The 15567-nt window shown below is 62.2% G+C and carries 20 protein-coding genes; 5 read left to right on the forward strand and 15 right to left on the reverse strand.

Annotation, left to right across the window (positions count from 1 at the left end):
- Positions 1–72: 72 nt before the first annotated feature.
- The 7 genes from BQ8482_RS27235 to BQ8482_RS39605 all read right to left on the reverse strand — a co-directional run bounded on the left by BQ8482_RS27235 (position 73) and on the right by BQ8482_RS39605 (position 5790).
- Positions 73–969 carry a cation diffusion facilitator family transporter gene (locus BQ8482_RS27235; protein WP_123150423.1) on the reverse strand — a complete coding sequence of 299 codons (897 nt, stop codon included), beginning with the start codon at positions 967–969 and terminating at the stop codon, positions 73–75.
- 308 nt (positions 970–1277) lie between these two features.
- The gene (locus tag BQ8482_RS27240; RefSeq protein WP_123150424.1) at positions 1278–2360 is read right to left on the reverse strand and encodes a transposase; all 1083 of its coding nucleotides are present in this window, start codon (positions 2358–2360) and stop codon (positions 1278–1280) included.
- Positions 2361–2541: 181 nt separating this feature from the next.
- A complete protein-coding gene (locus BQ8482_RS27245; RefSeq protein ID WP_123150425.1) occupies positions 2542–3480 on the reverse strand; it encodes a cytochrome c oxidase assembly protein in 939 nt (312 codons plus the stop codon).
- A 239-nt stretch (positions 3481–3719) separates the two neighbouring features.
- Positions 3720–4058, reverse strand: a complete 339-nt coding sequence (locus BQ8482_RS27250; RefSeq protein WP_123150426.1) for a YnfA family protein — start codon at positions 4056–4058, stop codon at positions 3720–3722.
- A 12-nt stretch (positions 4059–4070) separates the two neighbouring features.
- Entirely contained in the window at positions 4071–4784 is a 714-nt protein-coding gene (locus tag BQ8482_RS27255; RefSeq protein WP_123150427.1) for a cytochrome c biogenesis CcdA family protein, read from the reverse strand.
- Complete coding sequence (locus tag BQ8482_RS27260) at positions 4781–5164, reverse strand: thioredoxin family protein (protein WP_123150428.1); 384 nt, start codon at positions 5162–5164, stop codon at positions 4781–4783. Before BQ8482_RS27260 ends, BQ8482_RS27255 begins: the two co-directional genes overlap by 4 nt.
- A complete protein-coding gene (locus tag BQ8482_RS39605; RefSeq protein WP_244602988.1) occupies positions 5164–5790 on the reverse strand; it encodes a hypothetical protein in 627 nt (208 codons plus the stop codon). Before BQ8482_RS39605 ends, BQ8482_RS27260 begins: the two co-directional genes overlap by 1 nt.
- 80 nt (positions 5791–5870) lie before the next feature.
- Between BQ8482_RS39605 and BQ8482_RS27270 the strand changes: the two genes are divergently transcribed.
- Entirely contained in the window at positions 5871–6311 is a 441-nt protein-coding gene (locus BQ8482_RS27270) for a MerR family transcriptional regulator (RefSeq protein ID WP_123150429.1), read from the forward strand.
- A 304-nt stretch (positions 6312–6615) separates the two neighbouring features.
- On the opposite strand, the gene BQ8482_RS27275 is transcribed toward BQ8482_RS27270, so the two are convergent.
- Both BQ8482_RS27275 and BQ8482_RS27280 read right to left on the reverse strand, forming a co-directional pair.
- Positions 6616–8301 carry a relaxase/mobilization nuclease domain-containing protein gene (locus tag BQ8482_RS27275; protein WP_165848731.1) on the reverse strand — a complete coding sequence of 562 codons (1686 nt, stop codon included), beginning with the start codon at positions 8299–8301 and terminating at the stop codon, positions 6616–6618.
- Positions 8302–8930: 629 nt separating this feature from the next.
- Positions 8931–9311 (reverse strand): plasmid mobilization relaxosome protein MobC, encoded by a 381-nt coding sequence (locus BQ8482_RS27280; RefSeq protein ID WP_123150431.1) that lies wholly within the window; start codon positions 9309–9311, stop codon positions 8931–8933.
- A 431-nt stretch (positions 9312–9742) separates the two neighbouring features.
- Between BQ8482_RS27280 and BQ8482_RS27285 the strand changes: the two genes are divergently transcribed.
- The 4 genes from BQ8482_RS27285 to BQ8482_RS27300 all read left to right on the forward strand — a co-directional run bounded on the left by BQ8482_RS27285 (position 9743) and on the right by BQ8482_RS27300 (position 12085).
- Positions 9743–10429: a ParA family protein gene (locus BQ8482_RS27285; RefSeq protein ID WP_123150432.1), complete on the forward strand. Its 687-nt coding sequence runs from the start codon at positions 9743–9745 to the stop codon at positions 10427–10429.
- 4 nt (positions 10430–10433) lie between these two features.
- Entirely contained in the window at positions 10434–10757 is a 324-nt protein-coding gene (locus BQ8482_RS27290; protein WP_123150433.1) for a hypothetical protein, read from the forward strand.
- Positions 10758–11317: 560 nt separating this feature from the next.
- Positions 11318–11596 (forward strand): HU family DNA-binding protein, encoded by a 279-nt coding sequence (locus BQ8482_RS27295; protein WP_123150455.1) that lies wholly within the window; start codon positions 11318–11320, stop codon positions 11594–11596.
- A gap of 174 nt (positions 11597–11770) precedes the next feature.
- On the forward strand, positions 11771–12085 hold the full coding sequence (locus BQ8482_RS27300) for a WGR domain-containing protein (RefSeq protein WP_425294140.1): 315 nt from the start codon (positions 11771–11773) through the stop codon (positions 12083–12085).
- 14 nt (positions 12086–12099) lie between these two features.
- Here the strand turns inward: BQ8482_RS27300 and BQ8482_RS27305 are convergent, their stop codons facing one another.
- The 6 genes from BQ8482_RS27305 to BQ8482_RS27325 form a co-directional block, all read right to left on the reverse strand.
- Positions 12100–12420 carry a DUF4326 domain-containing protein gene (locus tag BQ8482_RS27305; protein WP_123150435.1) on the reverse strand — a complete coding sequence of 107 codons (321 nt, stop codon included), beginning with the start codon at positions 12418–12420 and terminating at the stop codon, positions 12100–12102.
- 11 nt (positions 12421–12431) lie between these two features.
- Complete coding sequence (locus BQ8482_RS27310) at positions 12432–12830, reverse strand: single-stranded DNA-binding protein (protein ID WP_123150436.1); 399 nt, start codon at positions 12828–12830, stop codon at positions 12432–12434.
- A 543-nt stretch (positions 12831–13373) separates the two neighbouring features.
- Positions 13374–13586: a hypothetical protein gene (locus tag BQ8482_RS39610; RefSeq protein WP_244602989.1), complete on the reverse strand. Its 213-nt coding sequence runs from the start codon at positions 13584–13586 to the stop codon at positions 13374–13376.
- Positions 13587–13594: 8 nt separating this feature from the next.
- Complete coding sequence (locus BQ8482_RS39615) at positions 13595–13867, reverse strand: hypothetical protein (RefSeq protein ID WP_244602990.1); 273 nt, start codon at positions 13865–13867, stop codon at positions 13595–13597.
- Positions 13868–13934: 67 nt separating this feature from the next.
- Positions 13935–14165, reverse strand: a complete 231-nt coding sequence (locus BQ8482_RS27320) for a hypothetical protein (protein WP_208867849.1) — start codon at positions 14163–14165, stop codon at positions 13935–13937.
- A gap of 125 nt (positions 14166–14290) precedes the next feature.
- Positions 14291–15223 carry an ArdC family protein gene (locus BQ8482_RS27325; protein WP_123150437.1) on the reverse strand — a complete coding sequence of 311 codons (933 nt, stop codon included), beginning with the start codon at positions 15221–15223 and terminating at the stop codon, positions 14291–14293.
- Between the last annotated feature and the right edge of the window lie 344 nt (positions 15224–15567).

A 15567-nucleotide genomic window follows, 5' to 3' on the forward strand; every position in this document is an offset into this window, starting at 1 on the left:
TTGAACCGGCGTTGTAAGGCGGCAAAGGCTTACTTAAGCGCTCAAAGGCGGACGATTGGCTGCAACTGATCGTTACTCTCGACGGATTACAGCCCGATCGTGATCGACGGTTGGCGCGTATTCGGCTTCCAGCATGACGTGGTCCAGTCCGAATCGATCGCGGAGCCGGGCCTTTATTTCTCGCTTCAGGATATCGGCTTTCATCAGGTCTCGCTCTGAGACCATCAGATGCGCTTCCATTGCCAGCCTTTCTTCATCCGGTCGCCAAACATGGACGTGATGTATGTCTTCCACGCCTTCGAAACCTCGCACCTCGGCTACCATGCCCTGAAGATCGAAATCGGCAGGCGCGCTCTCCATTAGAATGTCGATGGCTTTCCGAATCTCGTAATAGCCATGGACAAAGATATACAAGGCAATGACGGCCGTTATCACCGAATCGACCCATATGACGTCGAACAGCAGAATGAGAACGCCCCCGATCACCACACCAACCGTGGCCAGCGTGTCGGCAATCATGTGCAGGTACGCACTTCTTATATTGAGGCCGCGATCCTTCGAAAGGATCCAGACAGATAGCGCGTCTTCAACCGCCGCGACCGCTCCGACGATGATCATGACCCACCCTCCGACCTCCTGGGGATTGAAGAATCGGTCTACTGCCTCATAGAGCAAATAGAGAGCAATTAAGAACAAGGTCGTGAGGTTGATAAGCGCGCCGATCGTTTCGGCGCGACGATAACCAAATGTCCGGTGCTCGTCGGCCTTGCGTCGCGATAGCCGCCATGCCGCCCACGAGATGCCAAGCGAGGCCGCATCGCTGGCGTTGTGGGCGGCGTCCGCGAGTACAGCCAAGCTGCCCGAGAGCAGGCCACCGACGATTTGCGCCACTGTAATTCCGACATTCAGCGCAAGCGCTATGATAAGCCGAGTGCCTTTTTCGATCTCAATGTGCGAATGGCGGCCCATGCATTCCACTTCCTGAATTGCTTGGGAACGGATGGGGGCAGTGACGGTTGCAAGCCACACCACACAAATCCTTGCGCGTAGTGTCTTCCGACCGGACGTTAGGCCGTCTCCTCGGTTATAGGTTCATATGCGCTAAGATAGTTTTGGCATGGACTGAAATTTGCGCTTTCGTGGTGGCTCACGCCATCGATGTCGCAAGGCAGGGAGATTTTGGCGCAGGATTGCCAAGGGAGGTTGAGCAAAGATCGCTGCGATCAGAGAGGCGACGATCTGGCGGGTGGCGCGCCACAGTAGCGGGCGCCCGTCGCTCAAGGGGGAGAGACACCAAACTCCTGCGAGAGGGGTTCGGTCACAAGCGCGATGAGGAAGTGGGCAAGAATCCAAGGCTTTGCGATCCTTGGGTCTTTGGCGGGGGGAGCGCGCAGTCCGATCAGGCTCTTCAGACGTTTGAAGGCGAGCTCGATGCGCCAGCGCATGCGATAGAGCTTGAGAACTGTGTCGGCGTCAAACTCATCCTGGTCGAGCGAGGTCACAAGGATCACGAAGCCGGCAGCAATCAGCGTCTCCTGTCGAACCTGCGTGCCCTTGGCCTTGGCTTCCTTGTTGATCTTGCGTCGTGCTTCTTGTGCCGCGGCCTCGGATTTGCGCAAGGCGATCAGGCGCATCTTCAGGGGATCGCCCTTCTTGAGGCCCAGCCAGACAGGCGTTTCGATGACCTCCTCGCGGCAGCTCTTCAGGTGGCCGATGAGATCGAACGCCGTGCCGCTGGCGTCGAGCCATCGCACATTCTTCCACGCCGCGCGCACGAGAACGTCGCCGCCTTGCGCCAGGACCTTTGCGATCCGCTCGGCCTGCAGATAGGCGCGGTCGCCGATGCGGATCTCGCCCGGTATCACCGGCACGCGGTCGATCAGCTCGGCCTCGCTCTGGTCGGTGATCTCGATGAAATCGAACTGCTCGCGCTCAAGCTCGAAGGCGCAGTGCATCCGCCAAAGGCCATTGTTCTTCTTCTCATGCACACCGGCCTTGGCAACCGCCGTCGCATCGAGGATGCGGATCAGCCGGCCTTTGGCCAGGCCTTTCTCCTCGCGCTTCAAAAGATACCCAATCAACTGCTGCAGCCACGGCCCTGCATTGCGCAGCCGGCCGAGCAACGCCACATCCGAGATGTCGGCGATCCCGCTTGCCGCCGCCCAGGCCACGACGCCCCGCATGCCCACCTTGCCAAGGCAATAAGCCAGCGTCAGGCGCAACAGATCAGTAGCCGACCTGACACCCCGCGGCCGCAGGAACGCCCTCGTCTCGCGAGCACTCCCTGTGATCAACTCTTCACCGCCGAGGAGTTCAATCGTCTCGGCCCAGCCGTCATCTACAAGCGATTCGTGAGTCATCGCAGCGTAGAATCACAACCGATTCCCCGCTGCAACACCTATCTTAGCGCATAGGTTATAGGTGGGGCTACAAGCCGCTGGAGATGACGCGGTCCTGACGTATCACTGCGTTCGCCATCGCCTGTTGCGGAGAAAACCAGCTCCATCCGCCCGTTGCAGCCGTCCACTGGGAGTCAAGCTTTCAACCTCGAACTCGGTTTGGCCGGTCCAATGCGCTTAGCCAGGATCCAACAACAGCCAGCCCCGCAGCAAGATAGATCATTCCCATCGGCACCCACATGATGAGGCCAGCGAGCTGCTGGTCCTGAAGTGGGGAAATTCCCCAAGACATCACCCTCAGTGCGATCAATGGATACCAGATCGCTTGCGAGAACGTCAGAAGCGCGCCGAGCAGACCTGTGTGCAGAATCGTTCCGAAGAGGCTGAAAGCCACGACGCCGGAGCGCTCGCTAGGTGCCCGTACTGCGTCGATCACTGCCTTCCAAAAGGTGAAGCTGACCGTCAGCAGAGTACCGTACATGAGAAGATGAACACTCTCATTGAGCAGCGCAGCCTCGTAAAAAAGTGGAACATGCCAGAACCATATCGCCGCACCATAGGCGCCACTGACGAAAAGGAAATGATCACTCCGGATAGGTCGTCGGGCACGTGATCGACCCCAGCCTAACGACAGCCCCGTGCTTAGTACCCTTCCCGGATTGCTTAATAAAAGCAGTGGCGGAGCGACCGCAACGAGCGCAACGTGCTGCAACATGTGAGCCCATGCCAGCGTTGATGCCATTCGGCAAAGCGGCGAGAGTACGGCAACCCCGAGCACCAACATCCCCCCGGTGAAGAAAACCCTCTCAGCAATCGTGGGCCGCTCACTTGGAAACTCAAGCCGCCTGAAACCAAGCACGTATAGGAGGGTGGCAAAGGCCATAGGGAACGCGACTGCGGGGGCGAAACTCCACTCGCGCCAGAGGTTCGCCGGATCCGCCGCGGGAAGACGCGCGAGGCACAGTGTGAAGAACCCGGACGATGCACCTTGAATTACCAAGGACATGATCGCTACGGCGAGCAGTGCCGTGCCGAAGCCGATGAAGGTAAATGTTCGGCGCTGAATGGATTTAGAGATCATATCATTCAAATTCCAGCGGATCGACTTTCGCCCTCGCGCTCAGGGATATCGCCACTGCGCACTCGTGTTCACACGAGGTCTGTTCAAAATGAGTCGCAATACCGGCCAGGCAAGGTCCTTCTGCTGGGCTGAAACCAGAGGTTATTCCATGATCGAGCCCGCGCCGGGAGCGGCACGGGCAAGGTCTTTCAGATGGCAACGAAGCCGTGGCGACCGTAGCGCAAAAGGGCAGATCGCGGTTACGATGGCCGCCAGCCAAACAGGATGATTGCGGCTCCGGTCACCGCGATCGCCCCGCCGCCGAGATCCCAGAGATCCGGACGCCTTCCTTCGGCCAGCCAGAGCCAGAGCAGGGAAGCAACGATGTAGACGCCGCCATACGCCGCGTACGCTCGTCCGGCGTAGCTGCTAGGAGCCAGCGCGAGCAGATACGCGAAGAGCACCAGCGAAGCCATGCCGGGTGCAAGCCAGAGGATCGATTGACCCTGCCTCAGCCACGCCCAGAACGCGAAACAGCCGGCGATCTCGGCGAGTGCGGCGGCGGCAAAGATCAGGGGCGTGCTCAAAGCTGCTGGCATTTGACGAGCTTGTCAGATTCTCGTGGTGATCGCCAACAGCCAATCCGGTAAGGCTTGTTCGAGCGCGACCTGGATCGTCCGGTCGAATCCCGTCAGGGTCAGCGTGCCCGCCAGCATCAGCAGCAGGCCGAGCGCCATCTTCATGCCTCCGGCCGCCCCCAGCATCCGGCCCCGCCATCTCATGAGGGCTTCCCTCGACATCATTGCGAGGGCCAGGAGAGGCAGGGACGTGCCTATCCCGAACACCAGCATCGTCAGGGCGACCGTCCCGAGGTTCTCGCCACGCGCGGCCATCACAGAGGCTGCACCGAGCGTGGGGCCGACGCAGGGCGTCCACACCGCCCCGAGCAGCAGACCGACTCCGAACTGGCCTGACACTCCTGCCGTCGAGAGTCCGCCGAAGCGGCTCTGGGTCCAGCCGCTGACTGGGCCGGCAGCACCGGCAAGCTGCGCCTGCAGGCGCGGTGCCATCAGTACTGCTCCGACCATTATCAGGAGGACAGCCGCCGCCATGCGAAACGCGCCCATGTCGAGGCCGACCGAAAAGCCGATCGTCGCAACGAAAAGCCCTATTGCCGTGAACGACACCGCCACTCCGGCCGCCAGGCCGAGGGGCGCAAGGCGATGTTCGGCGACAGCCCCGGCCAGGACGACCGGGACCAGGGGCAGCACGCACGGCGACAGTATGGAGAGCGCGCCTGCGAGCAGGGCGAGCAGCGCGGTCATAGAGCCTTGCGCAGGAGCGCCTCGATTGCCGCCGGATCAGTCTGCCCGACAGCCCGGTCGACCTCCTGGCCGCCCCTGAAGACGATCATGGTGCTCTGTGTAGTGACCCTGTGGCGCGCGAGGACTTCCTTCTGCGTGTCGTAGTCAACGTCGAACTTTTTCATTCCCTCGAAGCCATGCCGCGAGAGCAGGTCGGCGACGATGGGCTTCTGGATCTGGCAGACCTCGCACCAAGGCGCGGTGACATGGACCAGGACGGGAGCGCCTGCCGCTGCCGCATCGTCGAAGCCGGGAATGACGTCGTCGCCATCCTGCGCGTAGACGCTCTTGGCCGAAGCCGTCAGTGCGAGGCACAGGGCAATGAAACGGCGGCGGTTCATCAGGCAATCTCCTTCGTGCCGGATGCGGCGAGTTCGGGAGCAAAGTGACCGAACAGCATGTCGGCGGCTTCCGCGGCAGCCTCCGGCGCCGTGATTGTCAGGAGCACCGCGTCTTCATCGTGTTTCAGGTCGAAATCGAGGAAGGCGCAGCAGCTCTGCTCCTGCGCGACGAGGCCGCGAACTTCTTCGAGCGCTTCCGGTCCATAGCTGAGGGTCAAGGCGAGCGGCGTGCGCGCCGCGTGCCTCAGGGAACGGCGTGCAAGATCGCGGATGGCTGCGGTACGCTCCTTGAAATCGCCAGCGTCCAAGGTGCAGGCAATCGGCGCTTCCTCCTTGGCCGCCGCCGAGTTGCAGGAGTCGCCGCAGCCGCACCCGTCGGCCTGGGCAGAAGACATGAGTGTCTGGAACGATGTCTTCGGCATCGAGGCGGGTTTTCGGCGCACGAGAAAGTACGCCCCGACGGCAGCCGGGACCGCGAGCGCGACGATCCATATTTCCGGGGCAAAGGCAGCGGCACCGATGGTGCCGAGGCTTGTTCCGGCGAGTAGCGCCGGGCCGACCGATACCGCGCAGCATGCGGCGGAGGCCGCCGCAACGCCGCCGCCAAGTTTCAAAGTTGTGTTCATGGATTCCAGCCTTTCTAAATATCGGACTGGTGCATAGATACTCCTTCAAGTAACTTGAAGTTCAAGAGGGAAAATGAGCCATGAACGTTCACGCCCACGTGTTCACCATAGGAGCGCTCGCCAAGGCTGCGGGCGTCACGACTCCGACGATCCGGTACTATGAGGAGATCGGACTACTCCCGCGGCCAAGCCGGACCAACGGCGGGCAGCGCAATTACGATGAAAACGATCTGAGCCGACTCACCTTCGTCAAGCAGTGCCGCGATTTCGGGTTCGGCATCAACCAGGTGAGGGTACTGCTGGAGCTCTCCATCAGCAGGGAAAGGGACTGTGCTGAAACACGGGATATTGCCCAGAGGCATCTCGATGAGGTCCGCGAGAAGCTTGACGAACTCCGGACTCTGGAAAAGCGGCTCGCAGGTTTCGTCGAACGCTGCAGTGTGGCGTGCGCGGGCGGGCCCGGGCAGGATTGCGTGATCTTCAAGGATCTGGCGACTGCGGCGCCATGTGGCTGCTGCTAGAGCAAGCCGCCCGATTTTGGAATCGGGCATCTCGCTCTAGCTTTTTGTTTTCGCATCGTTTTTGCCGAAAACCAGCATCCACTTTTCGGCACGATGCTCTGGAGATCCGGAATTCAACCGAACCAGCTGAGACGCGGCATCCTGGACCAGTGGTCAAGAGCTGCTGCTCGGCTACTGTAGCCGATATCCGATGCGCCGATAATCACGCCAATGGCTGTATCGGGTCAAGACGTTCCCTTGATCTCCCATCAGCGATGGTCCGCAAGCGGTTGACTCCCGTTGTCTGGAAAGCCGCCCGCGCTGCTCAACGCTCCCGGTCGTCGTCCAAAGAGCGCTGGGTGTCGCGGTTTTGCCGTTCGACACGGTCCGCCTGCTGCGCGGCCTTTCCCGCCGCGGAGCCCGCTGCCGCCTGTTTGTCGGGCTGCCGTGGGTTCTGCTCGTTTGCGCGATCCTGTGTCTTGGCCTGCTGATCTTTTTCGCGAAGAGAACGGCCTTCGTCGCGCACCGTGTCAGTGGCCCCGGTTCCGCCAATAGCCGCCTGCACCCGCACGTCATTCAGCCGTTCGTTCAAAAGGCCGTTCATTTCCTCGCGTATGCCGGCGAGCTCCTGCCTGTCCTCCTTCTTTGACAAGGAACCGTCGATCCGGTCGAAAGCCTTGTTCACATCCGCGATCTTCCGGCGAAGTTCCAGCGGCGACAATTCCATGCTCACGATCTCCCGTATGTGGTTGGTTAGATCAGTTAGAGTATCAACTTTGTTGGCGGACGGCGATAGTGGTGTCCCCTCCCCGCTTGACGGCAGCGGTGAGCCAAGTGCGGACCGCTTCGCGGCCGCCAGCTCGGCGACCGCCGCCGAAAACGCGGCGGCGCCTGCCTCGGCTTGCGACCCGGGCATAGCCTCGCGCGTTATAGTGGCGGTCACCTGCCAGCCACGCGAGATCCCTGCCCCATAGGCGGCAACCGTCTCTACCTCGAAAACGGCCTGCCGCTTAGCTTCGACGCGCTGCGCGATCGTCGGCGATACAGAGTAACGCGTATCCTGTTTCGCTCGTTCGTACGCACCGGCCTGGCGCATGTTGAACGGCCGCGAGGCGGCAAAGTCCATGCGGCTGGTCGCCACCATGGCAATCCCCTTCTCGCGGGCTTTTTCGGCGAAGGCCGCCCGCCAGTCGTAAAGGTCCGCCTTGCTGAAATGCAGCTGCCGGCCGCTTTCCGAGCGCGCAAGGATCATCGCATGCACGTGGACGTGCCCGGTCTCCGGATGATGCGCGATCGCCCACTTGTGGTCAGGAATCTTTTCGGCAAGCACGTTCTCGGCCGCGCGCAGCAACGTACGCGCATCTGTGCCGGCCCTGGCCGAAAACACGACGTGATAAACGTTGCGTGGCTCCACCGTCTTGAAATCCGCCTTCCACGACGCGTAGAGGGCTTGCGCGGCCTTGTCCGCACGCTGGCCGGCCGTCAGCTCGTCGCCGTCGGACTTGATTATGCCGGCATTGGCGCGAATGAACTTTTGCAGAAAGTATTGCCCGCCTCTTGTCGTCGAAACGGCCGCTTTGATCTCGGCCTTGCCTTCAACACCGGCGTCCGTCAACCGGGCCGTGATCCCGTCATCCGCCCGTTGCAGGACCCCTCGCCTGCCGCTTTCGTGATCGACCTTCTGCAACGCTTTGGCCAGCGCCGCCGCTTTCATGTCCGTGTAGGTATAGACCTTCACGGTGCTGCCGGCGCGCGCATAGACGAAGGGCTTGCTGCCGAACACGGCATTCAACGCGTCGTGCAGTTCATTGCGCCCGGGATCGCCGGAGAGCTCAACGTCGACCTCGATGAAATTCGTGTTCTGAAAGGACTCGCGAAAGTCTTCCTGCCACTCCTCCAGAAGCGACCGTCGCTGTTCGCGGGTCTCGACACTGAGCCCCGAACTGGTGAAAACCTCGATATCGTGTTTCTTGCCGTCCTCATCGGCCCTGGTGCCGAGATATTCGAGCAAGGCGCCGGCAGCACCCTTCGTCCCGGCGGTCGAAATGACCTTGAACACCGCCGGCTGCGCGCCGGCCGCAATTCCCGCGCGCGCCGCTATTCGCTGCCCTTGGCTTGGTCCGCGCGTGGTTTTTGCGATGGCGGTCGGAACCGGGCGGCCACCACCGCCACCCCCACCCCGTCGCCGTCTTTCATCCTCGTCATTGGCGACCACCAGTGCTGCGACTTTGGTGAAAACGGCGATCGGATCATTTTGCCCGGTAAACGGCCGCAAGGCGGCGGTGATGGTTGCCGAGCCCATCGGGCCGGCTGCCGCCGCTGCGATGTGCGGCGCGGCGGGCGTCGAAATTCCGGTGGCAGCGAATTTCACGGCCGCCGCTGCGGCTGGCTGCTGTCTCGACGAAAACTTTGCGCTGCCCTTCCCTATCCCCGCAGCACGTCCGGCCGACCGCGTCGCCGGAGCATTGTCGGCGCCAAATCCCGCTGGAGGCGAGCCCCACGCCACCACGGTAGCGGCAAAGGCCCGCCGTCGGATCTCCGCTGCCTCCGACAGGTCGTCCGTTATCCCTGCCTCGACCGCCGCCGCGGTACCGCCAAGGATCGCGTCAATGCTGAGCGCCAGCTCGGTGAAATACCCGCTCATTGATCCGGGCTCCGTCGCGCCCGGGCCGCCCGCGACATGGCCACAAGCCGCCTATTCATCGGCTGCATCATTCCGAGAAGTGCTGCGAGGCTCTTGGCCAGTGCTGGTTCGTAGCCGACGCGGCCGGCGTTCATGGCGCGAACGGCCTGATTGAGGTTGCCGCCGATCTTGCGCAGCTGCTCCTGAAGTCCCTCGATCGCCGGTCGATCGACATCGGCCACCGGCAGAAACAGCCCTGTGTCGGCGCGCAAAAGACGGCGAATGACCTCCGATTCCGGTACGCCTTCGCGCTCACTGACGGCGGATAATGCCGCCTTTTCGTCGGCGCTGATGCGGAAGCGAACAACTTCTCGGTAGCTGGCGGTCTTACGCGGCACGGTCTTGTTTTACCCCATGTTTTCCGACCTAAGCCCGCGAAGCGGGCGCGCAAAAGGGATTTGTTCCACAAATCTCGCTATCCTGCCAAAGAAGAAATACATTAAACATGGGTGAAAAACAAGAGAGCCACATGCGCCGCTTCGGGTGCATTCATTTTTATCCTACACGCTGCTGCGCCTGTAGCATTTATAATTGAAGGGTGCTTTACCTTCATAGTGGTATTACTCTGTGCCGTCACAACGGTGTAGCGACACGCCATCACAATGGCATGGCGTCACGACGGCACAACGCTGCAATTCATGGCGGCATAACATCATGATGGCATGGCCCTGCAGCGGCATAAATTAAAGTATCAAATTGCTTGAAAGTTGCAGCGCCGCAACGTTATAAATCAGAACGCTATAGCGCTTTCAGCAAAGGACGGAGCCTGATGATCATCACCGTTGCCGTGGCAAAAGGCGGCGTTGGAAAATCCACGCTCGTACGTGCCTTGGCGAGTGTCGCCGCGCACCAAGGCCACCAAGTTTTTGTCATCGACGCCGACGAGCGCAGGAATATCGACCGCTGGTCGATGCTGCTCAATCGCTTCGGCAACAAGCCCGAAAATCTGGAGATCGTGGCGGTCACGACGCCCACCGACATCCTCGCGCTCGCGCAGGAACAGGATAGAAAGGGCAAGCTGGTCATCATCGACACCGAAGGCAAGACCAACGATGAGCTGACCGCTGCGCTTTTTGCTGCCGACATCGCCGTGGTGCCGGTGCATCTTGCGATGGACGATATTACCGCCGCTCATCAGCTTGTGAACGGCCACATTCCCCTGGTCGCCGAGAACCGCGGCTTTGCCCTGCCGGTGATGTATGTGTTCACGAACAACACCTTCATCGACAAGCGGGCAAGGGCGCTTGCCGACTTGCGGGAGATCATCCAGCAAAACGGCACACGAATTGCCGGAGATGAAATGCCCTACCGCATTGCTTACAAGGACATGCAGACCGGCGCGACGCTCTACGCGGGCGGCCGAGTGGACCCGAAGGCGATAGTCGAATCCGAGGCGATATTTGCCGAGATTGTCCAGTATGTGATTGAGGCAAACCGGTCGGCCGCAGCGGAGTGACGTGATGGACAACAACGCCAAAAAGGACGCCCTGCTGAGCGTGATGCAGCCGGCTTCGCCTGCGCTTCCCAAGCTGAGCCGCCCGAAACTGGAACTGAGCGGCACCGATATCCGCAAGGTTAAGGAAGCGGGCGAAAAACGTGATCCTGTCGCAGGAAAATCGCTCCGGGAGGACAAAAAAGAGCCGACAACCATCTATGTCGCTGCCAAAGACAAGCGGCGCCTTCGCTTGCTCGCTGCTTCGGAAGGCAGGCGGGTCAACGATTACTATGTTGAAGCGGTCAACGATTTTCTGGAGAAGCACGCCGATCGCCTTCCGAAAATGTGACCGCGTTTCGCGCTGTCAAGGCAACCGCTTCGCGGCGCGCTGATCTGCGGCGCAAATCCTCGCGACCTTGACAGCGCTCAAGCCACGGTCACGGGGGCTTGGGAACATCCACGGGGCATTCTGCCCGCCGATGCGGACGGAACCTACTACGCGGTTGATAAACCCGCTTCGCGCTTGACGCGCCGTTTGCGACGATTTCGCCAACTCCAGGAGTTCGTCGGCTACATCGACGAGACCTTAACTGGTCGACCAACGGCGTGTGCTTCGATCATCGTGACGCGGGCTAGCGACCCCGGGCCGCGGGGGGATATGACGAACTGGAGGGCAGAAGCTACAGGCGCTGACGTGGCGCAAGCGCGCGGTGAGAAGAGATGCCGCCTGGAGACTTCGGAAGCTGCTGGTGTGCATCCGCCTCTTGTCAGAGCATGGAAGATCCTGAAATTGGTATCCGCGGCTATTTCCAGTGGATTGCCGACGAAACCCCCCGCTCCGTGAGTTCCAGTGGCATGTTGTGATTGCCATAGGTAGGCGAGGATGATGCAGCAGAGGATATGCAGATCATGACGACAACAACCGAAATCGCCGACAAGATTGCCGCCGAGCAGAGCCTGAGCAAGGCGCAGGCCAAGGCAATCGTGGAGAGCGTGTTCAACGAGATCTCAGGCGCCGCCCGATCGGGGTCGGAAACCAGCATACCGGGCTTCGGCAAGTTCAAGGTCAAGGACACGCCGGCGCGTGAGGGGCGCAACCCGTCGACCGGCGCCACGATAAAAATCGCCGCCTCGAGAAAGCTCACCTTCGCGCCGGCGAAGGCGGTGAAGGATGCGTTAAACGGCTGACCGCTCTGGCGGCTCGTTTCCGGTGGGCCGAGATCGCCGAGAAATTGAAGGCTCGGTTCGCGAACTGCATCGATTGGCAGGAATGTTGTCAACCTCGGCGCCTCGGGGCGTGTGCCGGTCCAACGACCCATCACGAGAATGAATCGATCCGGGTCCAGCGATTCAAAGCTATCATTGGACGGCGGACTCCGCCTGCGCGATCCTGTTGGCATGGTTGCGCAACGCTATCGCCTCTACATCGAACGCATGGACGCGAGTCGGAACATGGCCCGGTTCTATGCGCTGTCGATCGAAGGGACAATGTTCGGGCAGACCTGCCTCGTGCGCCGATGGGGTCGGATCGGAACGACCGGCCGCATGGTCCAGCACTCCTTCGATGACGAGGGCGAGGCCGTGGGCCTTTTCCTGGAACTGTTGCGCGCCAAGCGGCGCCGCGGCTATCGACCCAAGTTTGGCGCTCGGCATGCAGAAACGGCCCCGTCGGCGTGACGGGGCCGTTGAGGTCAGACCTGGTTCGCGAGCTCTATCAGCACGTCGCCGTGGCACCCCTGCGGCGCGCACCAGCAGACCAGATCGCGGCCGCGGAGTTCGTCGAGCGCGTCGAGCAACTCGGGTTGCGACGCGAGCCACGCGCGATATTTCTCGATGACCTCCTCGCGTGAACCATCCCGGCCGATGACGAAGGGATTTCCCCATTTGCTCGGCCGCCCGATATAGACGCGCCCGGGAGCGGCGCTTTCCCGACGATGCGGGCATTGAGAACTTTGCACATCCTCGGTGCTTCTTTCTGCATGAGGGGTGGCCCCGCCTCGCGGCGGGGCCATCCGATCCGGGCTCAGAACGGGATGTCGTCCGTGTCCTCGGTCTGGTTGCCGGCGCCGTCGCGCTTGGGCCAGGCGAGGAAGTCGATGGCGTCGGCGATGATCTCGGAGCTGAAGCGCTCGATGTCGTCGTCGTCCGTCCACCTTGTGTAGTGGATGCGCCCGCGTACCGCGACCTTCATGCCCTTGGCGCAGTGCTTCTGCACCGTCTCCGCGAGGCCGTTGAAGCACTTGATGCGGTGCCATTCGGTGTCCTGCTCGGTGTAGCCGTTTTCGCCCTTGACCACCTTGCCGTCGGCCCGCTTCGGGCGGGAGGTCGCCAGCCGGAAGTCGGTGATCTTGGTGCCGCCGCGGGTGTTCACCATTTCGGGGTCGTTGCCGATGTTGCCGGCGAGAAAAACGATGTTGGTCATTTCCTGTCTCCATCTTGCTCATCCGGGGGACCGTCCCTCCGAACGAGACCCGGCCAAGGACAGCGGGAGACGCCCGCAACCGGAGCGGAACGCGACGGCTCGCCCCCAAGGCAAGGAGTGGTGCGGGCAGGCGCGAAGCGCCAACTCGGTCCGCCGCCGCGCGGGGTTGCGTGCGGAAACCGAATGGACTTAGGGGCTCAATTCGTTTCGGAGGGATAGATCCACCGGCAGCTCAGATGGGCAGGATTGGCACAGCCGTTTCACCTGCCGGTATCCGCGCACACTCCGAAATTCTAACTCACGAGATCCGGCCCGTCGCCGATGCCAGGCGCCCCCTGTGCTGCGGGGTCGACATGAAGACCGCGACAAGGGCGTTCAGCGCCGCCGAACAGCGTCCCACACATTGGCACTTGAGGCCGGCAACGCCATGGTGAGATGGTTTGACAGGCTGAAGGATCCACGGTCTGCGAACGCACGGACACCATGGCCGTGGGCGGCACCGAGGATAGAGCCGGCCATCAGCCCGATCTCGCCGAACCGCCCTCACTCGCCAGCCTCGTCGCACCAGCCCCAGATGATCTTGCGGCGGCCTTTCCTGCCGGAGCGCGGATCGGTCCCGCTGCGCGAGGTGGCAAGCCGCACCCAGCCATCGAAACGATAGAGATTGCCCGAGTGGATCGCGGCGTCCTGATAGCTGAGGCCCCAGACGAAGCCGCATTCGTGGCACAGCGCCGGGAAGACGAAGGCGCGCCACATGCGCAACATCACGCGGGACAGATCGGTCCGGGCTGCGCATAGCCGCACAGCTCGATGGCTTCGTGGCGGCTGAGACCGGCGACACGCGGACGGATGAGCGTATCCGTGGCGGCGACGGCGACGGGTTCGCCATCGACAAGCACAGCGCGCGACCAGCCGCCCGTCGGTCGTCGGACCGGGCCCATCTTATGACCCCAGGCGACGAGACATTGGTTGAGCATATCGCGCTCGATCGACCGGAAGGCGACATCCAGAAAGAGAAGGTGAGACCCCATCGTCATGCTCTGCGCCCGCGTCGTCCGGTCGGCCGCAGAACGCGATGGAGGTGGCCGGCATAGATGCTGGCGGTCAATAGGCGGCCATGGGCGCCTTGTTCCGCGCCCAGCTCCGGTTGGCACGCTGTCGCGCGTCGCCGGCCAATTCGACAAGCAGGTCGGCCAGCACCTGCCGGGACTCGGGCGGCAGGGCCGCAAGGCGCTGCGGCGCCGGCAGGCGCCGCAGCGGATTGCGGACCTCGACCGCGATCGAGCGATCAAGCCTTCGGGTCTGCTTGGCCGGGAGAAGGATGGAATCAGACACCACACATCCCATCGCACTCGTTGACCCACAGATCGAGTTGGCCGTGATCGGCCAGCGTCGACAGGCGCAGGCGGATCGGGGAAGGTGCGTCACCTTCCCCCCGCCTATGATGGGTGCGTGGAACATCAGGCGGCCTCGCGTTCTTCCGAGGCCGCCGGCTGAAGGCCGTGCAGGAAGGCGACGGCGCGCTGTGCGTGAGCAGCGGCCGAGAAGATCGCGCGCTTGTCGTCGGCGAGCACCTTGAGCCAGGAATCGAGATAGCTCGCATGATCCGGACGCGGGTCGAGCTCCGGCACGATACCGAGATCGGCGCAGAGGAAGCAGCTCCCGAGCTCGGCGATCAGTTCTTCGCGTGCCCGCTCGCTGCGATCCTTGGCGTAGCGGCTGAGGTCGCGGTTCACCCGATGCGGCGCCGAAGTCCAATGCGTGGCTTCATGACTTAGGGTCGCCACATATGCCGCGGCGTCGCGGAACGTCTGGAAGGGCGGCATCTGGATGTGGTCGGTTGCAGGCGAGAAGTAGGCGCGATCGCCGCCATGCCGGATCATCGCGCCGGTATTGGCGAAGAAGCGATCGGCATGTTCGATGCGCACAATCGAATCGCGAACAGGTTCCGCCTCGTGCCCGTAATAATGGCTCGGCAGACCGTCGATCTGCGCGACGTTGAAGACCGAGTAGGCTTTGAGGAACGGGATCTCCCGATCGAATTCCTCACCAGCGGAATCCGTTTCGGTCTTGGTGAAGCGGCTGGCGAAAACGACCATCGAGCCGGTCTCGCCCTTGCGGACGGCGCCGCCGCGCTCGAGCGCCTGCTTGAACGTCATCCACATCGGGCTGGCAAAGCCGCGCGCGATGGCCTCGGACCAGAGAAGCAGCACGTTCATGCCGCTGTAGGGCAGACCGTTATGCCGTAACGGCCGCGTAACGCGGCCGATGGCATTGGCAGAATGCCATGGCTGCATCCAGGGCCGGACACCCGTCGCGAGCTCCGCGACGATGCGGTCGGTGATGCGCGCGTAGATGTCGATGCGCGGTCCTTTTCCTTCTTTCCTGCTCATTTTATGAACCTCCGGTTCTGGAGGCCGCGCCGATCGCGGCCCCGTCACGGGGTCCGCCGCGGCGGAGCAGGAAGGCTGGCTGCGCACCCGAAGGGCCGCAGCGGGAGCGGAGGACGGCAACGCCGTTGCGCCGACCGCCTGGCTCCGCCAGGACCACGGGCAGGACGGGGCGGCGAGCGGGCGCCAGAAAGGACAAAGACGGCGCGGGGGGCGCCGCCTGAGGGCAGTCGGGAGAAGGTCGGTTACTGAACCGACCGGCCGCCGCTATAGGGATCGTACTCGAAGAGGATCTCGACGTCGGCGTCGTCGAGCTCGTCGGCCGGCAGGACGCCGTTATCCTGACT

The organism is Mesorhizobium delmotii, from assembly GCF_900149755.1.
Taxonomy (GTDB): Bacteria; Pseudomonadota; Alphaproteobacteria; order Rhizobiales; family Rhizobiaceae; genus Mesorhizobium; species Mesorhizobium delmotii.

Excerpts from the sequence above, each read along its gene's own strand:
- BQ8482_RS27235 (WP_123150423.1), bottom strand. The coding sequence starts at position 969 with ATGGGCCGCCATTCGCACATTGAGATCGAAAAAGGCACTCGGCTTATC.
- BQ8482_RS27240 (WP_123150424.1), bottom strand. The coding sequence starts at position 2,360 with ATGACTCACGAATCGCTTGTAGATGACGGCTGGGCCGAGACGATTGAA.
- BQ8482_RS27245 (WP_123150425.1), bottom strand. The coding sequence starts at position 3,480 with ATGATCTCTAAATCCATTCAGCGCCGAACATTTACCTTCATCGGCTTC.
- BQ8482_RS27250 (WP_123150426.1), bottom strand. The coding sequence starts at position 4,058 with ATGCCAGCAGCTTTGAGCACGCCCCTGATCTTTGCCGCCGCCGCACTC.
- BQ8482_RS27255 (WP_123150427.1), bottom strand. The coding sequence starts at position 4,784 with ATGACCGCGCTGCTCGCCCTGCTCGCAGGCGCGCTCTCCATACTGTCG.
- BQ8482_RS27260 (WP_123150428.1), bottom strand. The coding sequence starts at position 5,164 with ATGAACCGCCGCCGTTTCATTGCCCTGTGCCTCGCACTGACGGCTTCG.
- BQ8482_RS39605 (WP_244602988.1), bottom strand. The coding sequence starts at position 5,790 with ATGAACACAACTTTGAAACTTGGCGGCGGCGTTGCGGCGGCCTCCGCC.
- BQ8482_RS27270 (WP_123150429.1), top strand. The coding sequence starts at position 5,871 with ATGAACGTTCACGCCCACGTGTTCACCATAGGAGCGCTCGCCAAGGCT.
- BQ8482_RS27285 (WP_123150432.1), top strand. The coding sequence starts at position 9,743 with ATGATCATCACCGTTGCCGTGGCAAAAGGCGGCGTTGGAAAATCCACG.
- BQ8482_RS27290 (WP_123150433.1), top strand. The coding sequence starts at position 10,434 with ATGGACAACAACGCCAAAAAGGACGCCCTGCTGAGCGTGATGCAGCCG.
- BQ8482_RS27295 (WP_123150455.1), top strand. The coding sequence starts at position 11,318 with ATGACGACAACAACCGAAATCGCCGACAAGATTGCCGCCGAGCAGAGC.
- BQ8482_RS27305 (WP_123150435.1), bottom strand. The coding sequence starts at position 12,420 with ATGGCCCCGCCGCGAGGCGGGGCCACCCCTCATGCAGAAAGAAGCACC.
- BQ8482_RS27310 (WP_123150436.1), bottom strand. The coding sequence starts at position 12,830 with ATGACCAACATCGTTTTTCTCGCCGGCAACATCGGCAACGACCCCGAA.
- BQ8482_RS39610 (WP_244602989.1), bottom strand. The coding sequence starts at position 13,586 with ATGTGGCGCGCCTTCGTCTTCCCGGCGCTGTGCCACGAATGCGGCTTC.
- BQ8482_RS39615 (WP_244602990.1), bottom strand. The coding sequence starts at position 13,867 with ATGACGATGGGGTCTCACCTTCTCTTTCTGGATGTCGCCTTCCGGTCG.
- BQ8482_RS27325 (WP_123150437.1), bottom strand. The coding sequence starts at position 15,223 with ATGAGCAGGAAAGAAGGAAAAGGACCGCGCATCGACATCTACGCGCGC.